Below are 25,352 nucleotides of genomic sequence, written 5' to 3'. Positions count from 1 at the left end.
CGTTAACGACGTCCATAATGACGCCGCCCTTGAGCATCTCCGCCATACCGCGCTTGACGCGGCTGCTGCCCGTAGCCCGGGGAAGTGGCTGATTCAATGGATGTCTCTTTCGTTGTTTGTGGATGTACCGGGCGCGCCGTGGTGACACGGCTAGCGCCGGACTCCTGGGTGGGTCCAGGAGCTAGCGCAGGACGACCGTCCGGTTGTCTTGAAGGAAAACGCGTCCCTCGCAGTGCCAGCGGACGGCGTTCGATAGTGCCTTGCGCTCGGTGTCGCGTCCGGCGGCCACGAGATCCTCGGCGCCGAAGGTGTGGTCTACCTCGACCACCTGCTGGGAGATGATGGGCCCTTCATCGAGCTCCGCGTTGACGTAGTGCGCCGTGGCCCCTACCGTCTTCACGCCGCGGGCGTGCGCCTGGTGATAGGGTTTGGCGCCCTTGAAGCTGGGCAGGAAGGAGTGGTGGATGTTGATGGCACGGCCATCCAGGCGTCGGGTGAGCTCGTCGCTGAGGACCTGCATGTAACGCGCCAGAACCACGAGTTCGACATCGAGCCGGTCGACGAGCTCCATTAGGCGCTCTTCGGCTGCTGGCTTGGTGGCGGCCGTGACGGGCACGTGGAAGAAGGGGATGCCGTGCCATTCTACGATTCCCCGGTGGTCCGGATGGTTCGAGACGACCCCGACAATGTCGATGGGCAGCTCGCCGATGCGGGCGCGGAACAGCAGATCGTTGAGGCAGTGCTCGAATTTCGAGACCATGATCAGGACCCGGCGTTTCGCCCCGTGGGCGCGCAGTTGCCACTGCATGCCGAATTTTTCGGCCACGGGCGCGAAGGCCTCCTCAAGCGAACCAAGGGCGGCCGGTCCGCCGGGGGAGTTGTCGGCCACGGCGAAGTGGATCCGCATGAAGAAATGGCCGTCGTCCTGGGAGTCGAATTGCTTGCTTTCCAGGATGTCGCAGCCCTGTTCGAGCAGGAATCCGGACACGGCGTGGACGAGGCCCCGTGTTTCCGGGCAGTCGAGGGCCAGAACGTATTCATCGACGGTGCTGTTCGCGGTGCTATTTAAGGTATCCATGGCTCAGCACTCGATGACGTTGACGGCGAGGCCTCCACGGGAGGTTTCCTTGTACTTGGTTTTCATGTCCGCTCCTGTTTCGCGCATGGTTTTGATGGCTTTGTCCAGGGACACTTTGTGGCTGCCGTCGCCGTGGAGGCAGAGGCGGGCGGCGTTGATGGCCTTGACGCTGGCGATGGCGTTGCGTTCGATGCAGGGGATCTGCACGAGCCCGCCGACGGGGTCGCAGGTCAGCCCGAGGTTGTGTTCGATCCCGACCTCCGCGGCGTTTTCTACCTGCGCGGGCGTGCCGCCCAGGACTTCGGCCAGCCCGGCTGCGGCCATGGAGCAGGCTGATCCGACTTCGCCCTGGCAGCCGACCTCGGCGCCGGAGATGGAGGCGTTGATCTTGAACAGGATTCCGACGGCGGCGGCCGTCAGGAGGAAGCGGATGACGCCGTCGTCGTTGGCTCCGGGGACGAACTTGACGTAGTAATGCAGGACCGCGGGCACGATGCCGGCCGCGCCGTTGGTGGGGGCGGTGACGATCCGTCCGCCGGCGGCGTTTTCCTCGTTGACGGCCAGGGCGAACAGGTTCACCCATTCCATCGCGAGCAGCGGGTCCGCGGGCACCTGGACTGGGGACGGGTTCCTCGCTTCGGTTTCGGCGTTCACGGCGAATGCTGCCAGCGTCCGGAACAGGGCAGGGGCGCGTCGTTTGACGTTCAGCCCGCCGGGCAGGATGCCCTCGGCCGCGCAGCCGTTCTCCACGCATTGGCGCATGACGGCCCACAGGGCCAGGAGCTTGTCCCGGAGTTCGGCTTCGCTGCGCCAGAGAAGTTCGTTGGCGAGCATAACGTCGGCGATGGACATGTTCTCGCGGGCACAGATTTCCAGGAGCTCGTCGCCAGTGGTGAAGGGGTAGGGCAGCACGGTGTCATCCGCCACCACTTGGTCAGCGCCCTGGGCGGTGCCGTCAACAACAAAGCCGCCCCCGATCGAGTAGTAGCTGCGCTCCTTGAGCACTGCCCCGGTGTGGTCCAGTGCCCGGAAGGTCATGCCGTTGGGGTGGGCCGGTAGGGACTTGCGGCGGTGCAGCACCACGTCCTCGTCCCAGTTGAAGTCCACCCGGTGGTCCCCGCCGATCCGGAGCTCGGCGTCGAGGGCGGCGGCCGCGACCTGGTCGTCGGCGGTGGAGGTGTCCACCGTGTCCGGGTCCTGGCCCTGGAGGCCCAGGACCACGGCCTTGTCCGAGCCGTGGCCCCGGCCAGTGGCGCCGAGGGAGCCGAACAGTTCGGCCTGCACCCTCGTTGTGGCGCTCAGCTGCCCCTCGCTCTTCAGTCCGTCTGCGAACCGCTTGGCCGCCCGCATCGGGCCGACCGTGTGGGAGGAGGACGGCCCGATGCCAACAGAGAACAGATCCAGGACGCTGAGCGCCATCAGGGGACCTCAGGGGATGCGTATTCGCGCATGGCGTCCAGGAGCCAGCGGCCCAGGAACTCCGCGAACGAGGCCCGGGGGAAGAGCCGGAAGCTGTTCTCTGCGGTCTTCTGCAGTACCAGGGGGATGTTGCCGACTTCGGTGGTCAGCGCCGTTCCCGGGGTGAAGCTGCGGGGGTGCAGATCAAGGGCGCAGCCCTTTTCCAGGACGGCCCGGGCGCGCGGGCCTGAGAGCTCGAACGTGGTGCGGTTGGCGGAGAGATCCACCACCTGGCCTGGGGCGTCGCCCAGTGCTTCCAGGAGGGAGCCGAGGAGGTTGCCGCCCAAGGAATCGTGGGCAGCTTCCGGTGCGACTGCCATGAACTCGGACGGTCCGAGCCAGAGGACGCTGATGCTGTCCGTGCCGGCCACGTCACCGCAGCGTGCCGGCAGTCCGCCGGTCGCGGCTGCGATCCGTGATCCTGCCTCGGAATGGGGGTCCACGCGGACTCCGGCCATGGTCTGGAACGGACCTTCGTTGAGGACCACCTTGCCCGGGACGGATCCGGCCGCCAGCGCTTCGGTCAGGTGGTAGGCGGGGCTGCGGCGGATGTCCCGGAGTCCATTGATGCCTGTCAGTGCTGCTGTATTAGCCATCTTTGCGGGTCCCTTCGGGGTCAAAAAGTACGGTTTCTGCTATAACGACGTCAATCAGCTGGTCCCCGGCGGCGGCCACAAGGGTTTCGCCGATACGGTTGCGGCCGTTCTTGATCAGGGCCAAGGCAAACGATTTGCCCAACGCGGCGCTGTGGTAGCTCGAGGTCACGAACCCCTGCATGGGGACGGGGCCGTAGGCGGGGTTCGTGGTGATGCCCTGCTCGACGAGCTGAGTGCCTTCCGGGAGCCGGATCGTGCCATCCACTGGAAGGACGCTGACCAGGTGCTTCCGGTCTGTGCGGCCAGCGTCGGCCCGGGCGTAGGAGCGCTTGCCGATGAAGTCCTTGACCTTCGATACAACCCATTCCATGCCGGCGTCCTGCGGGGTGACGGTCCCGTCGGTGTCCTGACCGACGATCGGGTACCCCTTTTCTGCGCGGAGCACGTGCATGGTTTCGGTGCCATAGGCGGTGATGTTGAATTCGGCCCCGGCGGCGGCCACGGCTTCCCAGGTGTTCAGCCCGTACCAGGACGGGATGTTGATTTCGTAGGCCAGTTCGCCGGAGAAGGAGATCCGGCAGATCCGGGCCTGCACGCCGGAGGCGAGGGTTGTTTCGCGGAAGGTCATAAAGGGGAAGGCTTCCGCTTTCAGCCCGCCGTCCGCGGCAAGCTCCGGGGCCACCTTTGCGAGTACAGCGCGGGAGTTGGGCCCGACTACGGCAATGGTGGACCACTGTTCGGTCACCGAGGTGCAGTGCACGTCCAGTTCAGGCCATTCGGTCTGGAGCCATTCCTCCAGCCAGTCGAGCACCTTCGCGGCGCCGCCGGTGGTGGTGGTCATGAAGTACCGGTCTTCGTCGAGGCGCAGGGTCACGCCGTCGTCGAAAATCATCCCGTCCGCCATGCACATCACGCCGTAGCGGGCCGAACCCGGAGCGAGCTTCTTGAAAGCGTTGGTGTAGATACGGTTCAGGAACTCGCCGGCATCCTTGCCGCGGATTTCGATCTTGCCCAGGGTGGTGGCATCCATAAAGCCCACGGACTCGCGGACGGCGGCGCATTCGCGCAGTACTGCGGTGTCCATGTCCTCGCCGCCCTGCGGGTAGTACCAGGGGCGCTTCCACTGCCCGACGTCCTCGAACAGGGCACCTTTGGCGACGTGCCACGGGTGGATCGAGGTGAGCCGGGCGGGGTCGAACAGCTCACCGCGCTGGCGTCCCGCGAGTGCTGCGAACGCCACCGGCGTGAACGGTGCCCGGTAGGTGGTGGTGCCGATGTCGCCGATCCCGCGCGAGGCCTCGCCGGCCTGCCGGAGCGCGGCGGCGATGACGCCGATCGCGTTGACGCCGGAGGTCTTGCCCTGGTCGTTGGCGGTGCTGATGGAGGTGTAGCGCTTGATGTGTTCCACGGACCGCATGCCGGCGCCGGTGGAACGCAGCACGTCGGCCACGGACTGGTCGCGCTGGAAGTCCACGAAGTGGTGGTGCCAGTCATCCGGGCCGCCTTCCTGCCCGGGGACCAGCCAGAGCTGGCGGGTCGGGCCGGTCGCCTTCGGTTCGCCGATGGGGGCGGGTTCGACGGAGGATGCGAAGCCTGCGGCGATGGCGGCTGAGGCTCCGGCGGAGATGCCCTCGGCCAGGCAATCCTCAAGTTCGAAGCTGCCGCGGCCGGAGCCGATGGTCTGCTGGTTCGGGACCACGGTGCTCGGCACGAAAGCGGCGAGCCCGTCGTCCCAGCGCAGCTTGCCCTGGCGCTGGGAGTGGAGGTGGACCAGCGGGCTCCAGCCACCTGACACGGCCAGGAGATCGCAGGCGACCTCCTCGACCCCGGAGGTGAGTTCGCCGTCGTCGTTGATGCTGCGGACGGTGACGGCATTGAGCCGGCCGTCGCCGGAGTCCGTGCCATCTCCAGAGGAAGAGGTGTTGGCAACGGCGCTGCCGATCAGCACCCGGGTGCCGGTTTCGACGGCGGCCGCAGCAACGTCCGTGAGCTTGGCCCGGGCGTCGACGACGGCGGCGACCTTGACGCCGGCGGCCTGCAGGTCTGCAGCCAGGGCGTAGGCGCTGTCATTAGTGGTGCTGATAACGACGCGCTGGCCCGCGGCAACGGCGTAGCGGTTGAGATAACTGCGGACGGCCGAGGCGAGCATGATGCCGGGGCGGTCGTTGTTCTCGAAAACCAGTGGGCGTTCGTGGGCGCCGGGGGCGACCACCACCTGGTTGGCGCGGACGTGCCAGATCCGCTGCCGGGACACACCGGGAGCGGCAGGGCTGGGCAGGTGGTCGGTGCGGCTCTGGACGGCGATGACGTAGTTTGCGTCGTAGGCGCCGAAGGCGGATGTCCGGTTCAGGACGGTGGACTCGGCGGCAGAAACCAGTTCGGCTTCGACGTCTCCGACCCATTCCAGCGCGGGCTTGCCTTCGATGGTCTCGGTCAGCCCGGGCGCGGTTGAGCCGGAAAGGAGGGATCCGCCCAGCTCGGGCTGGTCGTCCATCAGGATCACGCGGGCGCCGGTGCGGACGGCCTCGCGGGCCGCGGCGAGGCCGGCGGGGCCGCCGCCGATCACCAGGACGTCGGTATGGACGTATTTCTTGTCATACTCGGCTCGGTCCTCCTCCGGGTCCAGCTTGCCCAGGCCGTTGAGGAGTTCTGCTTTCAGGCCGTCCACCAGGGTGACAGTGGTGGCCGGGAGCATGGATTCGGCAACGTCGCCGGGGAAGCGCGCAGCAATTTTGACCATGGCGTTGGATTCCTCCACGCCGGCGGACATGATGCCACGGGTCCGGTCCTCGTAGAGCGAGTTGCCGGCGGCGATGCGGCCGTTCGCGATCAGGGCCGAGGCGAGTGTGTCGCCCGGGTGGCCGGTGAATTCCTCGCCGTCCACGGTGAAACGCCAGGCGATGGTGCGGTCGATGCGTCCGCCGGCGGCAAGGCGGGCGTTCTGGGAAGTCACTTGGTTGCTCCCTTCGGGGCAGTGGTGCTGGCCGGTGTTGCGGCCGGGGCGATGCTGGAAGCTGCGATGCTTGGGGCGGAGTCCCCGGTGGTGGTGCTCTCGGCAGTGGTGCTGGCAGTGCCGGATTCGGCAGCGGCCGGGACCGATACATCGGGCCGGGGCGTTCCCATCGGGTACACGGCCTGGATGCCGTAGGTCACGGTGTCGCGGAGCATGTTGAACCACTGGCGGCATCCGGTGCTGTGCAGCCAGCGTTCGGCGAAAATGCCCTTGGTGTTTTCGCGGTAGAACAGGAACTCGGCCCATTCCTTGTCATTCAGGTCGTTCGGGTTCTCCGGGTACGGGACGTGGGCCTGGCCGCCGTAGTGGAACTCGGTCTCGTCGCGCGAGCCGCAGTTGGGGCATGAGATAAGCAGCATGTGCGTCTTCTTTCTAAGGGACGGCGGCTAGTGGGCCACGGCGGCGGCGCCGTGTTCATCGATCAGGGCGCCGGTTTCGAAGCGCTCGAGGGCAAAAGGTTTGTTGAGCTTGTGCGGCGTTCCAGTGGCGATGGTGTGCGCGAAGGTCAGCCCGGCGGCCGGGGTGCCCTTGAATCCGCCGGTTCCCCAGCCGCAGTTGACGAACATGTTCTCCACCGGGGTGGTGCCGACGATGGGGGAGGCATCCAGTGTGGTGTCAACGATCCCGCCCCAGGTCCGGAGCACGTGGGCCCGGGCGAAAATCGGGAAGAGCTCGACGGCGGCGGCCATCTGGTGCTCGATCACGTGGAAGGATCCGCGCTGCCCGTAGCCGTTGTAGGAATCAACGCCGGCGCCCATAACGAGTTCGCCCTTGTGTGCCTGGGAGACGTAGACGTGGACATGGTTGGACATGACGACGGTGGGGTGGACCGGTTCGTGGAGTTCGGACACGAGGGCCTGGAGCGGGTGGGACTGGATCGGCAGCCGGAAACCGGCCATCTCGGCCAGCACCGAGCTGTGGCCGGCCGCGCAGAGACCCACCTTTTCGGTGTGGATGGTGCCCTGGTTGGTCTTGACCCCGACCACCTTGTTGCCGTCCTTGACGAAGCCGGTGACTTCGCAGTTCTGAATGATGTCCACGCCGAGCTCATCGCATTTGCGGGCAAAGGCCCACGCGACGTGGTCGTGCTTGGCGATGCCGGCGCGCGGCTGGTACGTGGCGCCCATAACGGGGTAGCGGATGTTGTCGTTGATGTTCAGGATGGGGCAGAGTTCCTTGACCTGCTGCGGATCCAGCCACTCCGCATCCACTCCGTTGAGCTTGTTGGCCCCCACCCGTCGGATACTTTCGCGGACATCGCCCAGGGTGTGGGCGAGGTTCATCACGCCGCGCTGGCTGAACAGGAAGTCATACTCGAGCTCCTCCGGCAGGATCTCCCACAGCTTCAGGGCGTGCTCGTAGATCGCCGCGCTCTCGTCCCAGAGGTAGTTGGAGCGGATGATGGTGGTGTTCCGGGCCATGTTCCCGCCGGCAAGCCAGCCCTTTTCCAGCACCGCGATGTTCGTCATGCCGTGGTTCTTGGCCAAGTAGTAGGCGGTGGCGAGGCCGTGCCCGCCGCCGCCGACAATCACTGCGTCGTAGGAGGACTTGGGCTCCGGGTTGCGCCAGAGAAATTCCGGGTGCTCCGGAAGCTGTTCCGTGCTCATAGTGCAACTCCGTTCGGGGTGGTTCCGGCAGTTCCGGAAAGATTCGGGTAAAGCGGAAATTTCTCGGCGAGGACCGTGACCCGGTCGCGGAGCAGGACGGCCGACTCGTCGCTGAGCTTGCCCTTGATGGCCTCGGCGATGATGTCGGCAACCTCGGTGAATTCGGCCGGGCCGAAGCCGCGGGTGGCCAAGGCGGGGGTGCCGATCCGGAGCCCGGAGGAGACCATCGGCGGGCGGGGGTCGAACGGGACGGCGTTGCGGTTCACGGTGATGCCGATTCGGTGCAGGCGATCCTCGCCCTGCTGCCCGTCCAGGGCCGAGTTGCGCAGGTCCACCAGGACCAGGTGCACGTCGGTGCCGCCGCCCACTACGGAGATACCGTATTCGGCGACGTCCGGTGCGAGCAGGCGCTCGGCCAGGATCTTGGCCCCTTCCAGAGTGCGTTGCTGCCTGTCCTTGAACTCATCGCTTGCTGCGATCTTAAAGGACACGGCCTTGGCCGCGATCACGTGTTCCAGTGGGCCGCCCTGCTGGCCGGGGAAGACGGCGCTGTTGATCTTGCGCGCCAGGGACTCACGGCTGAGGATCACGCCTCCGCGCGGGCCACCCAAGGTCTTGTGCGTGGTGGTGGTGACGACGTCGGCATACGGCACCGGGTTCGGGTGCAGCCCCGCGGCCACCAGGCCGGCGAAGTGAGCCATGTCCACCATGAGATAGGCGCCCACGGCGTCGGCGATGCGGCGGAACTCCGCGAAGTCGAGCTGGCGCGTATACGCGGACCAGCCGGCCACGATCATCTTCGGGCGGTGCTCCAGGGCAAGAGCCTCGACCTCGGCCATATCCACGATCATGTCGGATTCGCGCACATGGTAAGGGACGACGTTGTAAAGCTTGCCGGAAAAGTTGATGCGCATCCCGTGGGTGAGGTGTCCGCCGTGCGCCAGCGAGAGTCCCATGATCGTGTCGCCCGGCTCCAGCAGGGCAAACATGGCGGCGGCGTTGGCCTGCGCACCCGAGTGCGGCTGCACGTTCGCCGCTTCCGCGCCGAACAGGGCCTTGACCCGGTCGATGGCGAGCTGCTCGATCACGTCAACGTGTTCGCAGCCGCCGTAGTAGCGCTTGCCCGGGTAGCCCTCGGCGTATTTGTTCGTCAGCACCGAGCCCTGCGCCTCCATGACCGAGGCGGGGGCGAAATTCTCGGACGCGATCATCTCGAGGGTGGACTGCTGGCGCTCCAGCTCATGGTCAATGGCCCGGGCGACGTCGGCGTCGACGCTGGCCAGGGTTTCATTCAGGGTGCCCGTCATGGCGGCCTCTTTCGGTTCAAGGAAACTTAAAGACGAATGCAACAGTGTTGCGTTGAATGCAACTCTAGTTGGCCGCCGGTGTTGCGTCAATCACTTTTCTTCCGAATCGTAAGGTGGCCAGATTTCTATATCCGCGGAAAAAAACCCTTGACTGTGTTTCAGCTCACGCATAATCTGATGCAACAGCGTTGCGTTCAATGCAACTCCAAATTTTCATTGGTGGACATATGAGTAACGAACCAAATCAAGCGGCAACCATCCCGGACTCCAGCTCACGGCGGGCTCCGGATTCCGCAGATTCACTGCCTCCGACGGCCATTGGACCTGTTCACGCAGTCAGCAAGGAGACCCGACGCCGGGTGATCGCCGCGAGCTTCATCGGCAACTTCGTGGAGTGGTTTGACTACGCGGTCTACGGCTACCTGGCAGTCACCATCGCCGCAGTCTTCTTTCCCGAATCCAACCCCCAGACCGGGCTCCTGCTCACGTTCGCCCTGTTCGCCATCTCGTTCCTGGTTCGGCCGTTGGGCGGCTTCGTCTGGGGCCACATCGGCGACCGCGTTGGGCGCCGGACAGCACTTTCGCTGTCCATCCTGATCATGTCCGGAGCGACATTCTGCATCGCCCTAATTCCTGGCTACGCCACGATCGGCATCGGGGCTCCCATCCTGCTGCTGATTATCCGGGTTGCGCAGGGCTTCTCCGCCTCGGGGGAATACGCCGGCGCCTCCGCATTCCTGGTGGAGTACGCCCCGGCCAACAAACGCGGCCTCTACGCCGCCGTCGTTCCCGCCAGTACGGCTGCCGGCCTGTTGCTCGGCTCTCTGCTCGCGGGGCTGCTGACCGCTCTGCTTAGCTCCGAGGCCATGCAGAGCTGGGGGTGGCGTCTGCCATTCCTGCTCGCCGCCCCGATGGGCCTGATCGGACGCTACATCCGCACCAAGCTCGAAGACACCCCGGTGTTCCGCGAACTCGCAGCAGAGGACCAGACCATCAAGGCCCCGGTCTTTGGCCTCTTCCGCGACCATTGGCGGCTGCTGCTGAGGGCAGTCGGAGCGGTGCTGCTCAACGCCGTCGGCTTCTACGTAATTCTCAGCTACATGCCGACCTACCTTTCCTCGGAACTCGGCCTCGGCAAAACCGAGTCCTTCCTGGCCACGACCATCGCCCTGGTGACATACATCGGGTTCATCTTCCTGACCGGAATGCTCTCTGACCGCTACGGCCGCAAGAAGGTTCTCATCGCAGCATCCCTCAGCTTCATCGTGCTGACCGTTCCAGCCTTCGCCCTGCTCGGCACCGGAAACTTCCTGGTGATCGTCCTCGTCCAGGTCCTGCTCGGCGCGATGCTCACCCTCAACGACGGCACGCTTCCGAGCTTCCTGGCGGAAATGTTCCCGACCCGTGTCCGCTACAGCGGATTCGCGGTCAGCTTCAACCTCTCCAACGCCCTCTTTGGCGGCACCGCACCCTTTATGGCGACGCTCCTGATCGCCGCGACGGCCAATGAACTGGCCCCGGCCTGGTACCTGGTGGGCGCCGCGATCATCTCCCTGATCGCCGTGGTGCTCTCCCGTGAAACCAGCAAGGAACCGCTGAGCCATAAATAGCCCAGGCTGACGCCCCAATTTTCCGCTTCAAAGAACAGCACCGAAGAAAGGCACCACCACCATGACCAGCACCATCTCCGCAAACGCCTCGTCGATTTCCGAACTGGAACGGCTGAAGGTCCTGCACAACGGACAGAAGGAAAAACTGACCTTTTCAAACGCTGAGTTTGAGCGCCGGCTGTCCGGGCTGCGCCGCATCATGGAGGAGAAGAATCTGGACGCCGTCGTCCTGACGAGCTACCACTCCATCAAGTACTACTCCGACTTCCTGTTCACCTACTTCGGCCGCTCCTATGCCATGGTGGTCACCAAGGACGACACCGTGACCGTCACGGCCAACATCGACGCCGGCATGCCGTGGCGCCGCAGCTATGGCGACAACGTGGTCTACACGGACTGGCGCCGCGACAACTACATCTTCGCCATCCAGGAGGCGCTCCGCACCCGCGGCATTAATCCGCGCCGGATCGGCGTCGAAGATGATTCACTCCCGCTGGACAACCGCAACAAAATCCAGGCAGCCTTCGACTCCGCCACCCTCGTGGACGTCGCCCAGGCCGCCATGCGCCAGCGGATGATCAAATCAGCCGAAGAGATCGAGGTCATCAAGCACGGAGCCCGCATCGGCGACCTGGGCGGAGAAGCCATCCGCAACGCCATCACCGCCGGGATTACCGAATACGAGGTCGCCCTGATCGGCACCGAAGCCATGGTCCACGAAATCGCCCGGACCTTCCCGGACTCGGAAATCCGGGACACCTGGGTCTGGTTCCAGTCCGGCATCAACACCGACGGCGCCCACAACTGGGCCACCACCCGCAAGATCCAGGAACACGACATCCTGTCCCTGAACTGCTTCCCCATGACCTCCGGCTACTACACCGCCCTGGAGCGCACCTTGTTTTATGGTGAACCAGACGCCCGGTCGCTGGAGCTGTGGAACATCAACGTGGAAGTCCACAAGCGCGGCCTGGAACTGATCAAGCCAGGAGCCGTCTGCAAGGACATCGCCGCCGAACTGAACGAGATCTACGTAGGCCACGGACTGCTGGCCAACCGCACGTTCGGCTATGGGCACTCCTTCGGGGTCCTGAGCCACTACTACGGCCGGGAAGCCGGACTCGAACTCCGCGAGGACATCGACACCGTCCTGGAACCGGGCATGGTGGTCTCCATGGAACCAATGATCACGGTCCTTGACGGCCAGCCCGGCGCCGGCGGCTACCGTGAGCACGACATCCTGGTGGTCGGCGAGGACGGGGCCGAGAACATCACCAAGTTCCCGTTCGGGCCGGAATACAACATCGTAGGCGCCTGAGCGTCCCTGATCCGCAATGAGGCGGCGCCACTTTCCAAGTGGCGCCGCTTTTGGCTTCCGTAAGGAATGATGAGAGTCACCATGAGTCCAGAAGAATCTCCTGATACCAACGGAAACGGCGACGCCAAGGGCACCTCGGTCATCGTCAACGCCATCGCCGTGCTGCGAACGTTCACCGCCGACGAACCGCTGCTCGGCGTCACTGAGATCGCCAACCGCGTTGGCCTGCACAAGAGCACGGTTTCCCGGATCCTGTCCACCTTCGAACAGGAACACCTCGTGGAACGGGATCCGGAAACCCGGCGCTTCCGACTTGGCCTGGGACTGATCGCCGTCGCCGGGCCGCTTCTGGCCGAGCTGGAAGAACGGCGCGTGGCCTACCCGGTCCTGCAGGAACTCACCGAACAGACCGGCGAAACCAGTGCGCTGATGCTGTGGAACGGCACGGAGTCGATGTGTGTGGAACAGATCGCCAGCCACCAGCAGATCAAGCACACCACACCGCTGGGCGCCAGGTACCAGGACGCCATGAGCGCCTCCGTGCAGGTCTTCCTGTCCGCCGAACCGGTCGAGCGTGTCCCTGCACTGCTCCGCAGCGGGACAATAACGTATCCGGGACTCGACGACGTCGGCCTCGATGGATACCAGATCAAACTTAAAGATGTGAAGGCCCGCGGCTGGGCCATCAACTACGGGGAATCCTCCATCGACGAAGTCGGCGTGGCCGCGCCTGTCTATGATCATCGTGGAGACATCGTGGCCGCCGTCCTCATTCCTGCCCCCCGGTTTCGGGTTTCCCGCGAGCGGCTGCAAAGTCTTGGCGAGGCTTGCGCGGCCGCCGCCCGGCAGGTCACCATCCGGCTCGGCGGACGGCCGGCCCGGGCCCAAGAGCACGGGCAAAGCTAGGACGTCGGGCCAGTTGGAATGGAGTCAGGCAAGCCGCGCCAGCCGGGTGGCCAAATGCAATGCCGCCAACCGACGCGTTGCCCGCGGGTCACCGCCGCACAGCTCGAAGATCCGCCGCAGCCGCTGGTGCAACGACTGCCGTTCCAGATGTAGCTCCCTGGCGGCTTGGGCTGTGTTGCACCCGGAATCCAGCCACGTTGCCAGAGTGTCGAGCAGCCGCGAATTGCGTTGCGCATCGTAGTCCACGAGCGCACCCAGCTGGTGGCGGACGAAGTTCCGTCGTTGATAGGGGTCCAGGGATTGAACGGCGAGGCGTTCCACTGCGAATGCCTCCGCGTCGAGCACGGATTGGTGCTCGCCACCGATTTCGGAACCTGATTTTTCCGGGGAGACGGCAAGTTCCAGCGTGAGCTTGGCTTCGGACAACGACCAGGGGGCCGCCGAAATGCCAGCCGCCAGGGGGCCCACTGCCGCGAGCGTCTTGGCTACGGCCGGAAGCTCCAGGAGCCCGGCAATGAGCCGTTGCCGGCTCTGCTCCGGCGCGTCGCCGCCCAGGCCGGCCACTGCGAGAAGTTCGGCGTTGTCGACGTAGGTGGCGTGGGAGTGCGCCGCCCGGTCCAGCAGCTGTTCGACAGAGGTACGCAGCTGTTGGGAGGAATCTGACCGGACCACCAGGGCCACCAGCGGGGCGGAGACCGGAATTCCTGCTGCCGATGCCAACTGCTGAAGCCGCCACGGCTGGCTGCCTGAATCAATTGCGCGGATCAAGGCAGCTCCTGCGACCTCCCGCAGTCCGGGGGACCTCCGCTGCAGCATCGCCAAGGCGAGGATGTCCACCGACCGCTTCCCGGCCGTGCGCGCAAGATTTTCGTCCTCGTCTACCGGCACCCGGAGCAACAGCTGCGCGGCTAGGATCCCCCGTACCGGAACGTCGATATGGATCAGCCGTGCATGGTCCTGCGTTGCGTGGAAAGAGTCGGTGGCAACGTCGTCGGACTCAGCGTTCACGGGCGTTGCACTGGCCAGGAGCGCCCCTGTCAGGGACGCCAGGGTCACCTCGGAGTGGGTGATGCCTGCGAGGACGGCCAGGATCCGGTCCAGACTGCCGCCGTGCGCCAGCTCAACGGCCATCGCGTGGCTGGCCTCGTCGGCCCGCCGCAACTGCGAAACCGATTCACTGACCAGCATCGAGTTGATCGCTTGCATGACAGCGACAAACGGCACCACTTTGCGGAGCTCGATCAACGGAAATCCGGCTGCCTCGGCGGCCGCAACCATGGCTGAGGGCAGCGCGGGAAGGGCGACGCCGGTTTCGATGGCCAGCGCCGCCACGCCCCGCTCGGCCAATTGGCGGACGTACATGATTTGCCGATCCTCTGAGGCCTGGGCGAGGGCTTCACCTCCTGTCAGCAGCAGCTCCCCGCCGTCAAGTAGGGGAGCGATGTCCAGGATCTCGCTGGAGTGGATCCAACGGAGCTGGGTCCGCTCCGCCGGGCCAGCCGCTGCCCGGACGATGGGATCAGCGATCGAAAGCATCGGATGGTCCAGGACTTCCCTCAGGCGAATGGGCATGACACTCCGTCGCTAAAATTAGATATTGACTTGACACATTATATATAGGCAGGTGTGGTGTATGCCACATATTCTTGGAGGAACCCCAAAACTCAAACGGAGGCTCCAATGCCTGAAAAATCCCAAGCGATACCCGCCAGTCCAGTGGTCAACGAAGACCACGTGGACCACGAGGCCTGGCTCCAGCCCATTCCCGAATCCCAGCGCACCCGAAAAGTCTCCGGTCAGTTCTGGATCTGGGCCGGCGCCAACCTCGCCCCGATCAACTGGGTCCTGGGTGCGCTCGGCATCCAGCTGGGGCTGGGTTTCGCGGACACCGTGACAGTCCTTGTACTGGGGAACCTGATAGGCATGCTGCTCTTCGGATGCTTTGTGCTCCTCGGCCAAAAGACCGGCGCCACCGGTATGGTGTTGGCCCGGGCCGCCTTCGGCCGGCAGGGGAACTACTTGCCCGCGGCTATCCAGGCCCTCTTGGTCATCGGCTGGTGCGCCGTCAACACCTGGATCATCCTGGATCTGGTCATGGCGCTGTTCGGAACGCTCGGCTGGGTGGATCCGGAGGCCAAGAACTACCTCTGGAAGATCGGCATCGCCACCTTCATCATGGCCGTACAGGTGGCTATCGCCTGGTTCGGTTACAAGGCGATCGCCGCGTTCGAGAAATGGACCGTCCCGCCAACCATCATCATCCTGACGGTGATGTCGGCAGTCGCCTGGTTCGGCATGAAGATCAACTGGACCTACGCCGGACCTGCCGGCCATATCCTGGAAGGCTCGGAACGCATCGCCGCGATGAGCGCGGTCATGACGGCCATCGGCATTGGCTGGGGCATCACTTGGTTCACCTACGCCGCGGACTACTCCCGCTTCGTCAGCTCCACGGTGCCTAAGCGCAAGGTCTACCTCGCCTCCGTGCTGGGCCAGTTTATACCCGTCGTCTGGCTCGGAATCCTAGGGGCCAGTTTGGCCACAAACACAGGGGAAATAGATCCGGGCAAACTAATCGTGCTCAACTTCGGCGCGCTGGCCCTGCCGGTGCTGCTCATGGTGCTGCACGGCCCGATCGCGACCAACATCTTGAACATCTATACCTTCTCGGTCGCCACGCAGGCTCTCGACATCTCCATCAGTAGGCGCAAGCTGAACCTGTTCGTCGGCGTGTTCTCCCTTGCCGCAGTCGTCTTCTTCATCTTCCAGGAGGACTTCGCCTCTGTCCTGGACGCCTGGCTGATCGGTCTCGTGGCCTGGGTGGCTGCCTGGGGCGGCGTCATGCTTGTCCACTATTTCTGGCTTGACAAGCGCTGGCCCGGCGACCCCTCACGGCTGTTCGACGCCGTCGGCACCAAGCGCCTCCCGGCTGTGAACCCGGCCGGCATTGCCGCCCTCATCGTCGGCATCTTCGCCACGTGGCTGTTCATGTACGGGCTGGTGCCGGCCATGCAGGGACCCATCGCCGTCGCCCTCGGTGGATGGGACCTGTCCTGGCTCGCCGGCGGCCTGACCAGCGCCGCAACCTACGCCATAATGGGCCCGCGATTCCACCGGCGCTACCTGCACCTCCGCAGTAACACTAAATCCGCCCCAGAGGCATCCGCCACCGGGACGGCCAACCTTCCCGCTGTGTCCGCTCCCTCCGCCGGTCTCTGACCAAAGCTCACCCCGATGGCGCCGAAAACGTCACAAGATTGCCCTTGGGACCGGCGGCCCACAAGATCATCAGCGCCGAACACCCGGTGAAAGCGTCAGCCGCCACTCGCACACGGCACCAAACGAGGAGCACCACCAGCATGGACAAGTCAGTATTACTGGAAGACCTGGATGCCTTTGCCTATCGCGAAGCTTTGGCATCCGGGGACGCGATCGTCCTCATTCCCGTCGGGTCCCTGGAACAGCACGGCCCCCACCTTCCGCTGGGAACGGACACCATCCTCGCCTCCCACTTCGCGGAGGGTGTAGCCAGGCGGCTGGGTGGACTGGTTGCCCAGCCCATCGCTTACGGGTACAAGTCGCAGCAGAAGTCCGGCGGCGGCAACCACCTCGCCGGTACAACGAGCCTGGATGGCGCAACCCTTATCGGCGTGGCGCGCAACCTGGTCAAGTCCTTCCTCAACCAAGGCGTCCGGCACGTGGTCTTCATCAACGGCCACTTCGAGAATTATCAGTTCCTGTACGAGGGCATCGACCTCGCCTTGGACGAGCTGAGGATCAAGCCCGGGGCAGAGCAAAGCGCGCTGCTTCTGTCGTACTGGGACTTCGTCAGCGATGACACACTCGGGCAGGTCTACCCCGATGGCTTCCCGGGCTGGGACATCGAGCACGGCGGGGTCCTGGAAACCTCGCTCATGCTCCACCTCGAACCGGCTCGGGTAGCCATGGACCGCCTGGTCGACGGTCCCGCTGCGGTCCTCCCGCGCTTCGACAGGCTCCCGGTGGTTCCGGAACGGACACCCGCCACCGGCTGCCTCTCCTCCGCTGCTGGCTCCAGCGCAGCCAAGGGCGGCCTGCTGTACGGACAGGTTGTCCGGGATCTGGCCGTCGATCTGGGAAGTGAACTGCTCCATGAACCCGCGTCTGCGGTTGTTCCGGCCTAGTGGGCAACGATTCCACAGGCCAACACGGTTCAACGAAGGCGCCGCGGGGAGACTTTCCCGCGGCGCCTTCGGGTCAGGGTTCTGCGCACATCGGCTAAGCGAGGGTGTTGACCAAAATGCCGGGATAAAGGCAGGCACGTCGAGGATCTGCTGGCCGCCAAATTCCGCCGGGATGACATGTACACCGACGGGGAGTCAGGGGGGCGTTAAACAGCCGGCCAGGTTTCGACCAGGCAGCGACGATGCTGCATCCACGCCGCTGCAGGGCTGTTCCCGAATTACCCGACACCGGCGTTGGGTATACCCCGGCCACACTGCGTCCAGAGGAAAAACTTTCCATAGGCGAACCGGAGCGGAGATCTAGGTCCTATTCGGTCAATCGGCTGTGTGGTCAGCTTCCTGCGGTGGATCCTTGAAGTCCTTTGTTAACACAAACGACCCGTCCCAGATATAGAGTCGCAGCTAACATCCGCTTAGGTGCTGAAGGCAGATAGCCAATGACTACGATCCAGGCAACGTTTATGGTTACAGGCCTGGTGCTTGTCCCTGGTTCAGCCCTCATGCTCACGCTGGAACTACGAAATGGCCCAAGAGGTGACCTACCCGGTCGCCGGGGGAGACTCGTATTTGCAGGAGTCGCAAGTGCGCTTGGTGTGGCCCTGGTGCTCGTCGCGGCACTCGTTCCTATGTGAGCCTTACGGAACGACTGGCCAAACCGTTTCAGCGGCGCCAACAATTTTTCGTCGTGGGCGATTTAGACTGCACTCATGTCCGAAAATGAACGAACCGTCACTGGCCCGGTCTTCGAAGCTGCCTACGAGGCCGCCCAAAAGAGTCTCCGAGAGGGCGGCATCCCGATCGGCGCTGCCTTGGCCCGCGGCGGCGAAGTGATTGCCACCGGCCACAACGAGCGCGTCCAGCATGGTGATCCAATCGCCCACGGCGAGATGTCGGCGCTGCGGGCTGCCGGACGCCAGAAAAGCTACCGTGACACGACCCTCTACACCACTTTGGCACCGTGTGCGATGTGTACCGGGACCATCATCCAGTTCAAGATTCCGCGCGTAGTGGTGGGCGAGGCCATGACTTTCCCCGGCGAATTCGAACTTCTGCGCTCACGTGGCGTCGACGTGGTGCTATTGAATGATGCCCGATGCGTCGAGATGATGCGCACCTTCCAGGACGAGCACCCTGAACTATGGGCTGAGGACATCGCCGAATAGCCCACGCACAAAGTGGGCAGCAGTGAAATGGTTCAGATACGGCCAGCGCCAGGGCGTGTTCGCTGAGGCCGGGACCGGGCCTGCTTCTGTGCGCAGTGCGGGCGGTATTTTCCCGCCGGGTTTCTGTCCCGGAGCAGTTCGAGGCTGAGCGTCAACGGTGCCCTTCCAGCCCGGAGGCTACGGAGCGCAGGCCCTTCGATCGACTTGTCCGCCCATGGCTGGGTGGCCGGTACCCGTCCGGCTCACCTCGGTAGCTTCATATGGAGATTGTCGATCGTTAAAATCCACACCGTCCTGGTGGGGTCCGACAAGGTTGACACAATCACCCTTTTGTTTTACGGAGCTGGGCCGCTTTAGTTTCGCTCGGATCCCACTGCGCCGTCTGTGCGGACTTTCTTGGCTTTGGCTGCGCCTTTGCCCATGGCGAGGGACGCGCTGGGGTGGGTGCCCTCGTTGCGTTCTGCGGCGGCGCCTCCTCCTACTTGCGTTTGGTTGGCCATGGCGCTTGCCAGGGATGCCGCGAAGGCTTCTTGGCGTTCCGCTGTGCCGTAGTCAGCGGCCGATGTCTTCTTTGCTTTCAGGCCCTGGTCTTTGAGCCGGCTGCTGTCGTTACCGGTGACGGGCTCGATCTCGCGGCCGGGGCCCTCCATGCCGCCAACACACCGCCGTGACCGGGCAGACAGCGGCCGCGATGCTGGTGGCTAAGATCGCGGCTCAGATCCTGCGCCTGCGCGAAGAGATGGAGGAGGTCGAGGCCCAGATAGAGGTCCGGCTGCGAGAGCATGAATACGCCGAAATCCTGCTGAGCGTCCCTGGGTTTGGTGTGCAGCTCGCCGCCGAATTCCTCGCCGCGACAGGCGGAAGCATGGACCAATACGAGAACCCCAACCGACTCGCCGGCGTCGCTGGGGTAGCCCCGGTCCCGCGTGACTCCGGCCGGGTCAGCGGCAACCACCACCGACCCAGACGCTACGACCGACGACTGCTGCGCGCCTGCCACCTCTCCGCCCATACCGCGTCCGTTCACTGTCCGACCTCGCGGGCCTACTACACCCGGAAACGCGCTGAAGGGAAGAACCACAAGCAAGCCATCCTCGCCATGGCCCGACGCCGCATCAACGTCATCTGGGCGCTCCTCAGAGACCGCAAACGCTTCGAGCACCGGACGATACCGGTCACTCAAGGCGCTTGACTTTGTCATTGAGAATCCCCTTGCAGTTGGTGGTGGTCGTTATCGGTCAAGTACGGGGCCTGAATCACGGCCCGTGTGCTGGCGGGTCTTGGCCGGCGTTGGTGTGTTCGGTACCGCTGACCCCGGCAAACGGGACCCCAAAGCGCCGGATTTGCGCTGTTTTTGACGCTTCCCGGAGCGCTTTGGTACCGATTTGTTGGGAACGGAATCTTCCGGTAGAGTATTTACTCGTTGCCCCCCTAGCTCAGTGGTAGAGCGCGTTCTTGGTAAGAACGAGGTCACCGGATCGATTCCGGTGGGGGGCTCTGAATGAGGGCCTGTGTCAAGGCGGTTTTTGGCCGGCTGAGCACAGGTTTTCCTCATTTCCGGCGGCGTAGCTCAGTTGGTTAGAGCGCACGACTCATAATCGTGAGGTCGGGAGATCGAGCCTCCCCGCCGCTACAGAATGACCCTGCAGGCCAAGGCCGCAGGGTCTTTTTGTTCTAAACCCCGTCGCCCCTGCGCTGCCGGCTCCCATCGTGGGTCTAGCCCGCCAGGGATGATCATCGTGGGTCTAGCCAGCCAGGGGTGATTCCACAACATGGCCAGGGCCACGGTCTGTAGGAGAGAATGATCTTATGACGCGAATCGCAATCATTGGCGGCCACGGAAAAGTGGCTCTGGAACTGTCCCGCATCCTGACGGGGCAAGGGCATGAGGTCACTTCTGTGATCCGGAAGGAAGGGCAGAAGGAGGAAGTCGCCGGCACCGGCGCCACGCCGGCCGTGCTGGACGTGGAGAGCGCCCCGACCGATCTGATGGCGGAGGCACTGCGCGGCCATGACGCCGTCGTGTGGTCCGCCGGAGCCGGTGGCGGCGCAGCGGCCCGCACGTACGCCGTCGACAGGGACGCCGCCATCCGGTCGATGGACGCGGCAGCCCAGGCAGGTGTCAGCCGCTACGTTATGGTCTCCTACATGGGGGCGGGTGAAGACCACGGCGTCCCCGAAGACAATAGCTTCTACGCCTACGCCGAATCCAAGGCCGCCGCGGATTCGTACCTGCGCGGCACCAGCTTGGACTGGACCATCCTGGGACCGGGGTCCCTCACGGACGGCGGGGCCGACGGGAAGATCGAGGTCAACCCGTCCGACACTTCCGACGGCAACTCCACTGCGCGGGACAACGTGGCCCTTGTTGCTGCCGCGGTGCTGGCTCTGCCGGCGACCATCCACCGCACGATTGAGTTCCGCGACGGGGCCGTACCGATCGCGTCCGCGCTGGCGACTTTGAGCTGAGCCGGCGGGCCCCGCGCTGTCCCTCAGGCAACGAACTGCCCTTAAACATAAAACTGCTCCCCGTATGTCAGGACTGAATTTTCAGTCCAACTTTCGGGGAGCAGTTCAAAGGGTCGGGCCCTTCTTGAGCTACTGGCTTTTCACCACCTGCAGCGACTAGCCTGGCCGCCTAGAACGCTGACGCAAATGCCCGGCCAAGATATCCCTCGTTGGGCTGCATACCCGTTCCGGAGTATGCCCAGAGCGAACCGTCGGGGCGCCGGGCGACGAGGCCAGCGAAATTGTCCCGGTTCAGGTTACCCGCACCCAGCACCGTGTCGAAGACATTCCACCCGGTTCCGATCTTCCGGGACGTCGGCAATCTGCCAGTACCATCCCCGGCGTAGAGCCACAAGCCTCCGTCGGCAGTCCGGGCAACGACGTCGTTCTTGCCGTCGGCGTTGAAGTCACCGACGCCAAGCAATTGGTCAAATACCTCCCAGCCGAAGTTGCCGATCTTCCGGCCGCTGAGATAACCGTTGTTGGCAGAATTCACCCTGCCGGATCCGGCGTAGAGCCACAGTGAGCCGTCGGCTTTGCGGGCCAGAATGTCGCTTTTCCCGTCGCCGGTGAGGTCGCCGGTGCCGGTCAATGAGGTAAAGGAATCCCAGCCGAACTCACCAATTTTCTGGACGCCGGAGAACGCTGAACTTGTGCCGTCTACCCGCCCGGAACCCGCATACAGCCACAGGGTACCGTTCGGCATGCGGGCGACGAGGTCGTTTTTTCCGTCGCCGTTGAAGTCCCCGACGCTCACGAGTGAATCAAAGACTTCCCAGCCGAACTTGCCGATTTTTGTGGGCGCCCGGTAGTCACCGCTGCCTGACCCCGGATAAAACCAAAGGCTGCCGTCGGGCATGCGCGCCAGCAGGTCTGCAATGCCATCGCCGTTGAGGTCCTTCGTGGCGGCAAGGTAGTTGAAAGCGTCCCAGCCGAAGTCACCTATCCTGCGGGCACCGGAGTAGCCCTGGTCCCGTCCTGCTGTTCCTGCGTAGAAGAAGACGCTGCGGTCTGCCTGGCTTGCCACGATGTCCGCCATGCCGTCCATGTTTGCATCGCCGGGACCTGCGATGCTGTCATATATGCCCCACCCGGTCCCGATCTTCTTGGCGTTGACGAGCTTTGCCTGCCCCGTATTGGAGTACAGCCACAGGGTACCGTCCGGGCGGCGTGCAGCCAGATCGTTTGTTCCGTCGCCGTTGAAATCCTGGATCGCGATGAGCCGATCAAAGATCTGCCAACCAAAGTCGATCTCCCGGGCCGCCCCGGGCCGACCGGTGCCAGTGCCTGGATAGAGAACCAGAACTCCGTCGGGCCGGCGTGCCAGAATATCTGCTTTACCGTCCCCGTCGAAGTCCCGGACGCCCAGTAGCGCGTCAAAGGCGTCCCAGCCGAAGTTGCCGATCTTGACGCTGGCTGAATATCCCTCGCTGCTGCCGGAAACCACTCCGGTCCCCGGGTAGAACCACAGGGATCCGTCGTATTTCCTGGCCACCAGGTCATTCTTGCCGTCAGCGTTGAAGTCTCCGGTGCCAAGCACGGTGTCGTAGATGTCCCAACCCGTACCGATCCTCTGGCCGGCGGGGAATTTTCCTGTGCCGTCGCCTTGGTAGAACCACAGCTCCCCGTTGGTCTTGCGCTGGATGAGGTCCGCCACCCCGTCGCCGTTGAAATCGCCCGGCGTAACAAGGACAGCCTTTGCCGGCGGGAGCGCATCGATCGTGACTCCGGCGGCGGAGTCGGAGACCCAGTCGAAAGTTACCTTAGTCCCAGCATGGGTGGTGAAAGTCTGGCCCGCCTGCCAGGCCTGGTTATAGCTGTAATAGCCGCTGAACGTCGTGGTATTGGGTTGCAGGGCGATGGAGCCTGCACCGTAGCTCTGCACAACCTTGACCCCGCGGTTGCCGCTGACTGCAGTTGCCGAGTCGTTCCCAATCGGAAGACGAAGTTCCAGAAAGTAGGTCTCGCCGCTGACGGGGTCGGTGAACTTGAGGGAGCGCTGGTCGTCCGCACTTCCCCAGGCCCTCAATGTGTAGGAATTTTTGCCCTCCACCTTCCCGAGGTTTCTGACCTCGTTGCCGGAGCCGAATCCGCCATATTCGTAGATGGGGGAGCTCACCACCGGCTGGCTGGTCTGGGACACACCCATCAGGTCAAGGTTGTCCTTGTACTCCTCAATGCTGCATGTGCCGTTGGCGAACGAACCATCGGCGTTGCTGGCAGTGTCCACTGCCCCGTCCGCGCACCGAAGCCGGTTGGCATGCATCAGCCCCAGTACGTGGCCGAATTCGTGGGTCAGCACGCTTCTGGTCAGGGCGGCGGGGACCGGCATGATGACGCGTCCGCTCGTCCCGCTGTAGCTCCAGCCCGCGCCATAGGCTCCGTCGGAGAGGGTGGGGGTGGAAACGAAGACGACGAGCGCCGTGTAGTCACTGGGGGCCCACCCGATTTCACCGACAATCGTGTTCATCATTGATGAATAGCTCTGCGTGGAGGTTGCCCGGCTCGACCTGTTTTCGACCGAGGCGACGCTCATGGACAGCCTGCCGTTCGACATGGCCTGCCAGTAGGTGCTGCTGGTGCCGATGGCGGCGCGGGCGTCCGCCTCCGGGATCGCCGCTTTCCGGTCCGCGAGCTGGACCATAACCAGCCTCACCTTGATGTCCCCGCTCCGGGCGAGGGAGTAGGCCTCGGTCGCTGCCTTTGCCGGTGCTGCCCCCTTCAGGCCCGGTGTCGGAGCGACCCCGACCGGCTTGCTGGATGTGGGGTTGCTGCCGCCGAGTACTTCAGTGAACAACGGTTCCGGAGTTGTCACGGTCTGCGACTCGACCGTCGGAGGGGAAGTCGTTGTCGCGGCCGGACGGGGCGTCTGGGCCGGCGCGGCAGTCGCCGAGGGGGAGCTCGCAGTCGAGGGCGCGGTGCTGGACGCAGGACTCGGGGCGGCAGTCGGCTCGGCCGTGGTGGCCGCTCCCGGGGAAGCAGCCGCGGTTGGCGTCGCCACGGGAGCGGGCTCTGCGAGGGCAGTCGGGAGCGGCACGGCGGTCAGCGTGGCAAGGGTGACGATTAGCGCCACCAGCAGCGCAGTCGTCTTCCGTATTAGATTCAATTGGAGACTTTCATGAGACTGCCGCCGCACTGAACGCTCAGCGAGACGGCCGGGAGACCGGGAGACCGGGAGACGAGGTCAGTCTACGGACGGCGTGGACCAGGAAACGGCAACTTGCACCAAAATTTCGCCTAAAGTAGCGAATCGTTGCCTAATCCTGAGCCAGGACTGGGGAATCCCCTCCTCGGCCCGGGGTCGCTATTGCGCTAGTTCAAGCTCCAGGGCGTTCGCCTCGACGTAGTCCAGGGCGTGCCGGACGGCGCCGACACTAACAATCGAGCCGCCGAGGGGTGAGACGGTAACGCGCGGGGGAGTGGCCGTGAACCGGGGGAGCAGTTCGGTGATCCGCGGCAGCAGCACCCCGGCGGATTCAGCGACCGCGCCCCCGATCACCACCTGTTCGGGGTTGATAAAGCTCGCCACGGAGGCAATGACCCGGGCCATCCGGTCACAAATCCGGTCCAGGATGGCCAGCGCCGCAGCATCCCCGGCGGCGGCATCCTGAAAGACACGACGCGCACTCACCGTGACCCCGGGCGTGACCCCGGACCCGGAGCCGCCCTCGGCGGCGGACCATTGCCGGGCCAGGCTGGCGATGCCGTCGCTGGAGCCGACGCCTTCCACAAGGTCCAGGTAGCCCATTTCTCCGGCCGCTCCGCTGCGGCCATGGAGCAGCCGCCCGGACTCCAGCACCCCTGCTCCCAACCGTTCCCCGGCCAGCAGCACCACCAGGTCATCGACGCCGGCGCCTGAACCCCGCCAGCGTTCACCGAGCGCGGCAAGGTTCGCGTCGTTTTCCAGCAAAACCGTCCAGCCGTGCAGCTCGTGCAGCGCGGAGCGGAGACCGACGTCGAACAGGCTCCAGAACTGCTGGTTCGCCAGCACCCTGCCGTCGCGGTCCACCGGCGCGGCGATTCCAGCCCCTACGGCCAGTACCCGTTCCGGGCTCGTCCCCGCGGCCGCCAGAGCGCGGCGGCAGGCATGGTCGACGATGCCGATCCGTTCCTCAGCAGGGATGTCGGCGGCTCGAAAACTTTGGCTGGAACGTCCGAGCACGGTACCGCGGAGGTCCGCGACGGCCGCGGTGGTGGTGGCTGCGCCGATATCCAGGCCCAGGACAAAACCAGCCCGGGAATTGAGCTCGAAGCGTCGGGCGGGGCGTCCTTTGCGGGGGTTTGCGGGTTGTTCCGCACCGCGGGCGTCCACTTCGCTGATCCAGCCGCGCCGGATCAGGTCTTCGCAGACGGCAATGACGGATGCCCGCGTCAGCCCGGTCCGGGCCATCAGCTCTGTCCCCGTGGCCACCTCCGTCGCGCGGATGACGCCGAGCACGGACCTTGCGTTAACCCGGCGCAGCAGCTGGGGGGTGGCGGCGGCAGTCGGCTGCAAATGTTGACCTCTTCCGGATCCGGACCCATAATTGTTCAGGCAATATATTTAGCTTGTATCTAAATTACCA

18 protein-coding genes, 2 tRNA genes and 2 pseudogenes are annotated in these 25,352 nt (G+C 64.5%); 10 read left to right on the top strand and 12 right to left on the bottom strand.

Going from position 1 to position 25,352, the window contains the following annotated elements:
* From QK287_RS08165 to glyA, 8 genes and pseudogenes are all read right to left on the bottom strand, one after another.
* Positions 1-97, bottom strand: a pseudogene (locus tag QK287_RS08165) (pyridoxal 5'-phosphate synthase lyase subunit PdxS); the annotation flags it as partial.
* A gap of 84 nt (positions 98-181) precedes the next feature.
* Positions 182-1,078 (bottom strand): formyltetrahydrofolate deformylase, encoded by an 897-nt coding sequence (purU, locus tag QK287_RS08160; protein WP_226773950.1) that lies wholly within the window; start codon positions 1,076-1,078, stop codon positions 182-184.
* A gap of 3 nt (positions 1,079-1,081) precedes the next feature.
* On the bottom strand, positions 1,082-2,497 hold the full coding sequence (locus QK287_RS08155; RefSeq protein WP_282359789.1) for an L-serine ammonia-lyase: 1,416 nt from the start codon (positions 2,495-2,497) through the stop codon (positions 1,082-1,084).
* Positions 2,497-3,132, bottom strand: coding sequence for a sarcosine oxidase subunit gamma family protein (locus QK287_RS08150; RefSeq protein WP_226773948.1), 636 nt, complete (start codon positions 3,130-3,132; stop codon positions 2,497-2,499). Before QK287_RS08150 ends, QK287_RS08155 begins: the two co-directional genes overlap by 1 nt.
* Positions 3,125-6,085, bottom strand: coding sequence for a 2Fe-2S iron-sulfur cluster-binding protein (locus QK287_RS08145; protein ID WP_226773947.1), 2,961 nt, complete (start codon positions 6,083-6,085; stop codon positions 3,125-3,127). Before QK287_RS08145 ends, QK287_RS08150 begins: the two co-directional genes overlap by 8 nt.
* A complete protein-coding gene (locus tag QK287_RS08140; RefSeq protein WP_226773946.1) occupies positions 6,082-6,504 on the bottom strand; it encodes a sarcosine oxidase subunit delta in 423 nt (140 codons plus the stop codon). The genes QK287_RS08145 and QK287_RS08140 overlap by 4 nt, the downstream gene beginning before the upstream one ends.
* Before the next feature lie 27 nt (positions 6,505-6,531).
* The gene (locus tag QK287_RS08135; RefSeq protein ID WP_226773945.1) at positions 6,532-7,752 is read right to left on the bottom strand and encodes a sarcosine oxidase subunit beta family protein; all 1,221 of its coding nucleotides are present in this window, start codon (positions 7,750-7,752) and stop codon (positions 6,532-6,534) included.
* The gene (gene glyA, locus QK287_RS08130; protein WP_226773944.1) at positions 7,749-9,059 is read right to left on the bottom strand and encodes a serine hydroxymethyltransferase; all 1,311 of its coding nucleotides are present in this window, start codon (positions 9,057-9,059) and stop codon (positions 7,749-7,751) included. The genes QK287_RS08135 and glyA overlap by 4 nt, the downstream gene beginning before the upstream one ends.
* Before the next feature lie 302 nt (positions 9,060-9,361).
* On the opposite strand from glyA, the gene QK287_RS08125 reads away from it, so the two are divergent.
* The 3 genes from QK287_RS08125 (at position 9,362) to QK287_RS08115 (ending at position 12,893) form a co-directional block, all read left to right on the top strand.
* Positions 9,362-10,669, top strand: coding sequence for an MFS transporter (locus QK287_RS08125; RefSeq protein WP_282359803.1), 1,308 nt, complete (start codon positions 9,362-9,364; stop codon positions 10,667-10,669).
* 61 nt (positions 10,670-10,730) lie between these two features.
* The gene (locus QK287_RS08120; RefSeq protein WP_226773942.1) at positions 10,731-11,987 is read left to right on the top strand and encodes an aminopeptidase P family protein; all 1,257 of its coding nucleotides are present in this window, start codon (positions 10,731-10,733) and stop codon (positions 11,985-11,987) included.
* A gap of 81 nt (positions 11,988-12,068) precedes the next feature.
* A complete protein-coding gene (locus QK287_RS08115; RefSeq protein ID WP_282359786.1) occupies positions 12,069-12,893 on the top strand; it encodes an IclR family transcriptional regulator in 825 nt (274 codons plus the stop codon).
* Between the two features lie 24 nt (positions 12,894-12,917).
* Here QK287_RS08115 and QK287_RS08110 read toward each other — a convergent pair whose 3' ends face one another.
* Positions 12,918-14,465, bottom strand: a complete 1,548-nt coding sequence (locus QK287_RS08110; protein WP_226773940.1) for a PucR family transcriptional regulator ligand-binding domain-containing protein — start codon at positions 14,463-14,465, stop codon at positions 12,918-12,920.
* 108 nt (positions 14,466-14,573) lie between these two features.
* On the opposite strand from QK287_RS08110, the gene QK287_RS08105 reads away from it, so the two are divergent.
* The 3 genes from QK287_RS08105 to QK287_RS08095 all read left to right on the top strand — a co-directional run bounded on the left by QK287_RS08105 (position 14,574) and on the right by QK287_RS08095 (position 18,279).
* On the top strand, positions 14,574-16,112 hold the full coding sequence (locus QK287_RS08105; protein WP_226773939.1) for a cytosine permease: 1,539 nt from the start codon (positions 14,574-14,576) through the stop codon (positions 16,110-16,112).
* A 140-nt stretch (positions 16,113-16,252) separates the two neighbouring features.
* On the top strand, positions 16,253-17,056 hold the full coding sequence (locus QK287_RS08100) for a creatininase (protein ID WP_282359785.1): 804 nt from the start codon (positions 16,253-16,255) through the stop codon (positions 17,054-17,056).
* 767 nt (positions 17,057-17,823) lie between these two features.
* On the top strand, positions 17,824-18,279 hold the full coding sequence (locus QK287_RS08095; RefSeq protein WP_282359784.1) for a nucleoside deaminase: 456 nt from the start codon (positions 17,824-17,826) through the stop codon (positions 18,277-18,279).
* Between the two features lie 353 nt (positions 18,280-18,632).
* Here QK287_RS08095 and QK287_RS08090 read toward each other — a convergent pair whose 3' ends face one another.
* Positions 18,633-18,929, bottom strand: a complete 297-nt coding sequence (locus QK287_RS08090; protein WP_226773936.1) for a hypothetical protein — start codon at positions 18,927-18,929, stop codon at positions 18,633-18,635.
* Positions 18,930-18,934: 5 nt separating this feature from the next.
* Between QK287_RS08090 and QK287_RS08085 the strand changes: the two are divergent.
* From QK287_RS08085 to QK287_RS08070, 4 genes and pseudogenes are all read left to right on the top strand, one after another.
* Positions 18,935-19,471 (top strand): annotated as a pseudogene (locus QK287_RS08085) (transposase); the annotation flags it as partial.
* Between the two features lie 233 nt (positions 19,472-19,704).
* Positions 19,705-19,776, top strand: a tRNA-Thr gene (locus tag QK287_RS08080).
* A 62-nt stretch (positions 19,777-19,838) separates the two neighbouring features.
* Positions 19,839-19,912 (top strand) — tRNA-Met (locus QK287_RS08075).
* Positions 19,913-20,088: 176 nt separating this feature from the next.
* Positions 20,089-20,748: an SDR family oxidoreductase gene (locus tag QK287_RS08070; RefSeq protein ID WP_282359783.1), complete on the top strand. Its 660-nt coding sequence runs from the start codon at positions 20,089-20,091 to the stop codon at positions 20,746-20,748.
* A gap of 169 nt (positions 20,749-20,917) precedes the next feature.
* On the opposite strand, the gene QK287_RS08065 is transcribed toward QK287_RS08070, so the two are convergent.
* On the bottom strand, positions 20,918-23,893 hold the full coding sequence (locus QK287_RS08065; protein WP_282359782.1) for an FG-GAP-like repeat-containing protein: 2,976 nt from the start codon (positions 23,891-23,893) through the stop codon (positions 20,918-20,920).
* Between the two features lie 198 nt (positions 23,894-24,091).
* Complete coding sequence (locus QK287_RS08060; protein ID WP_282359781.1) at positions 24,092-25,282, bottom strand: ROK family protein; 1,191 nt, start codon at positions 25,280-25,282, stop codon at positions 24,092-24,094.
* Positions 25,283-25,352: the final 70 nt, after the last annotated feature.

Source organism: Arthrobacter sp. AL05, from assembly GCF_029960715.1.
Lineage (GTDB): Bacteria > Actinomycetota > Actinomycetes > Actinomycetales > Micrococcaceae > Arthrobacter.
This window is presented reverse-complemented; position numbering and strand designations above follow the sequence as displayed.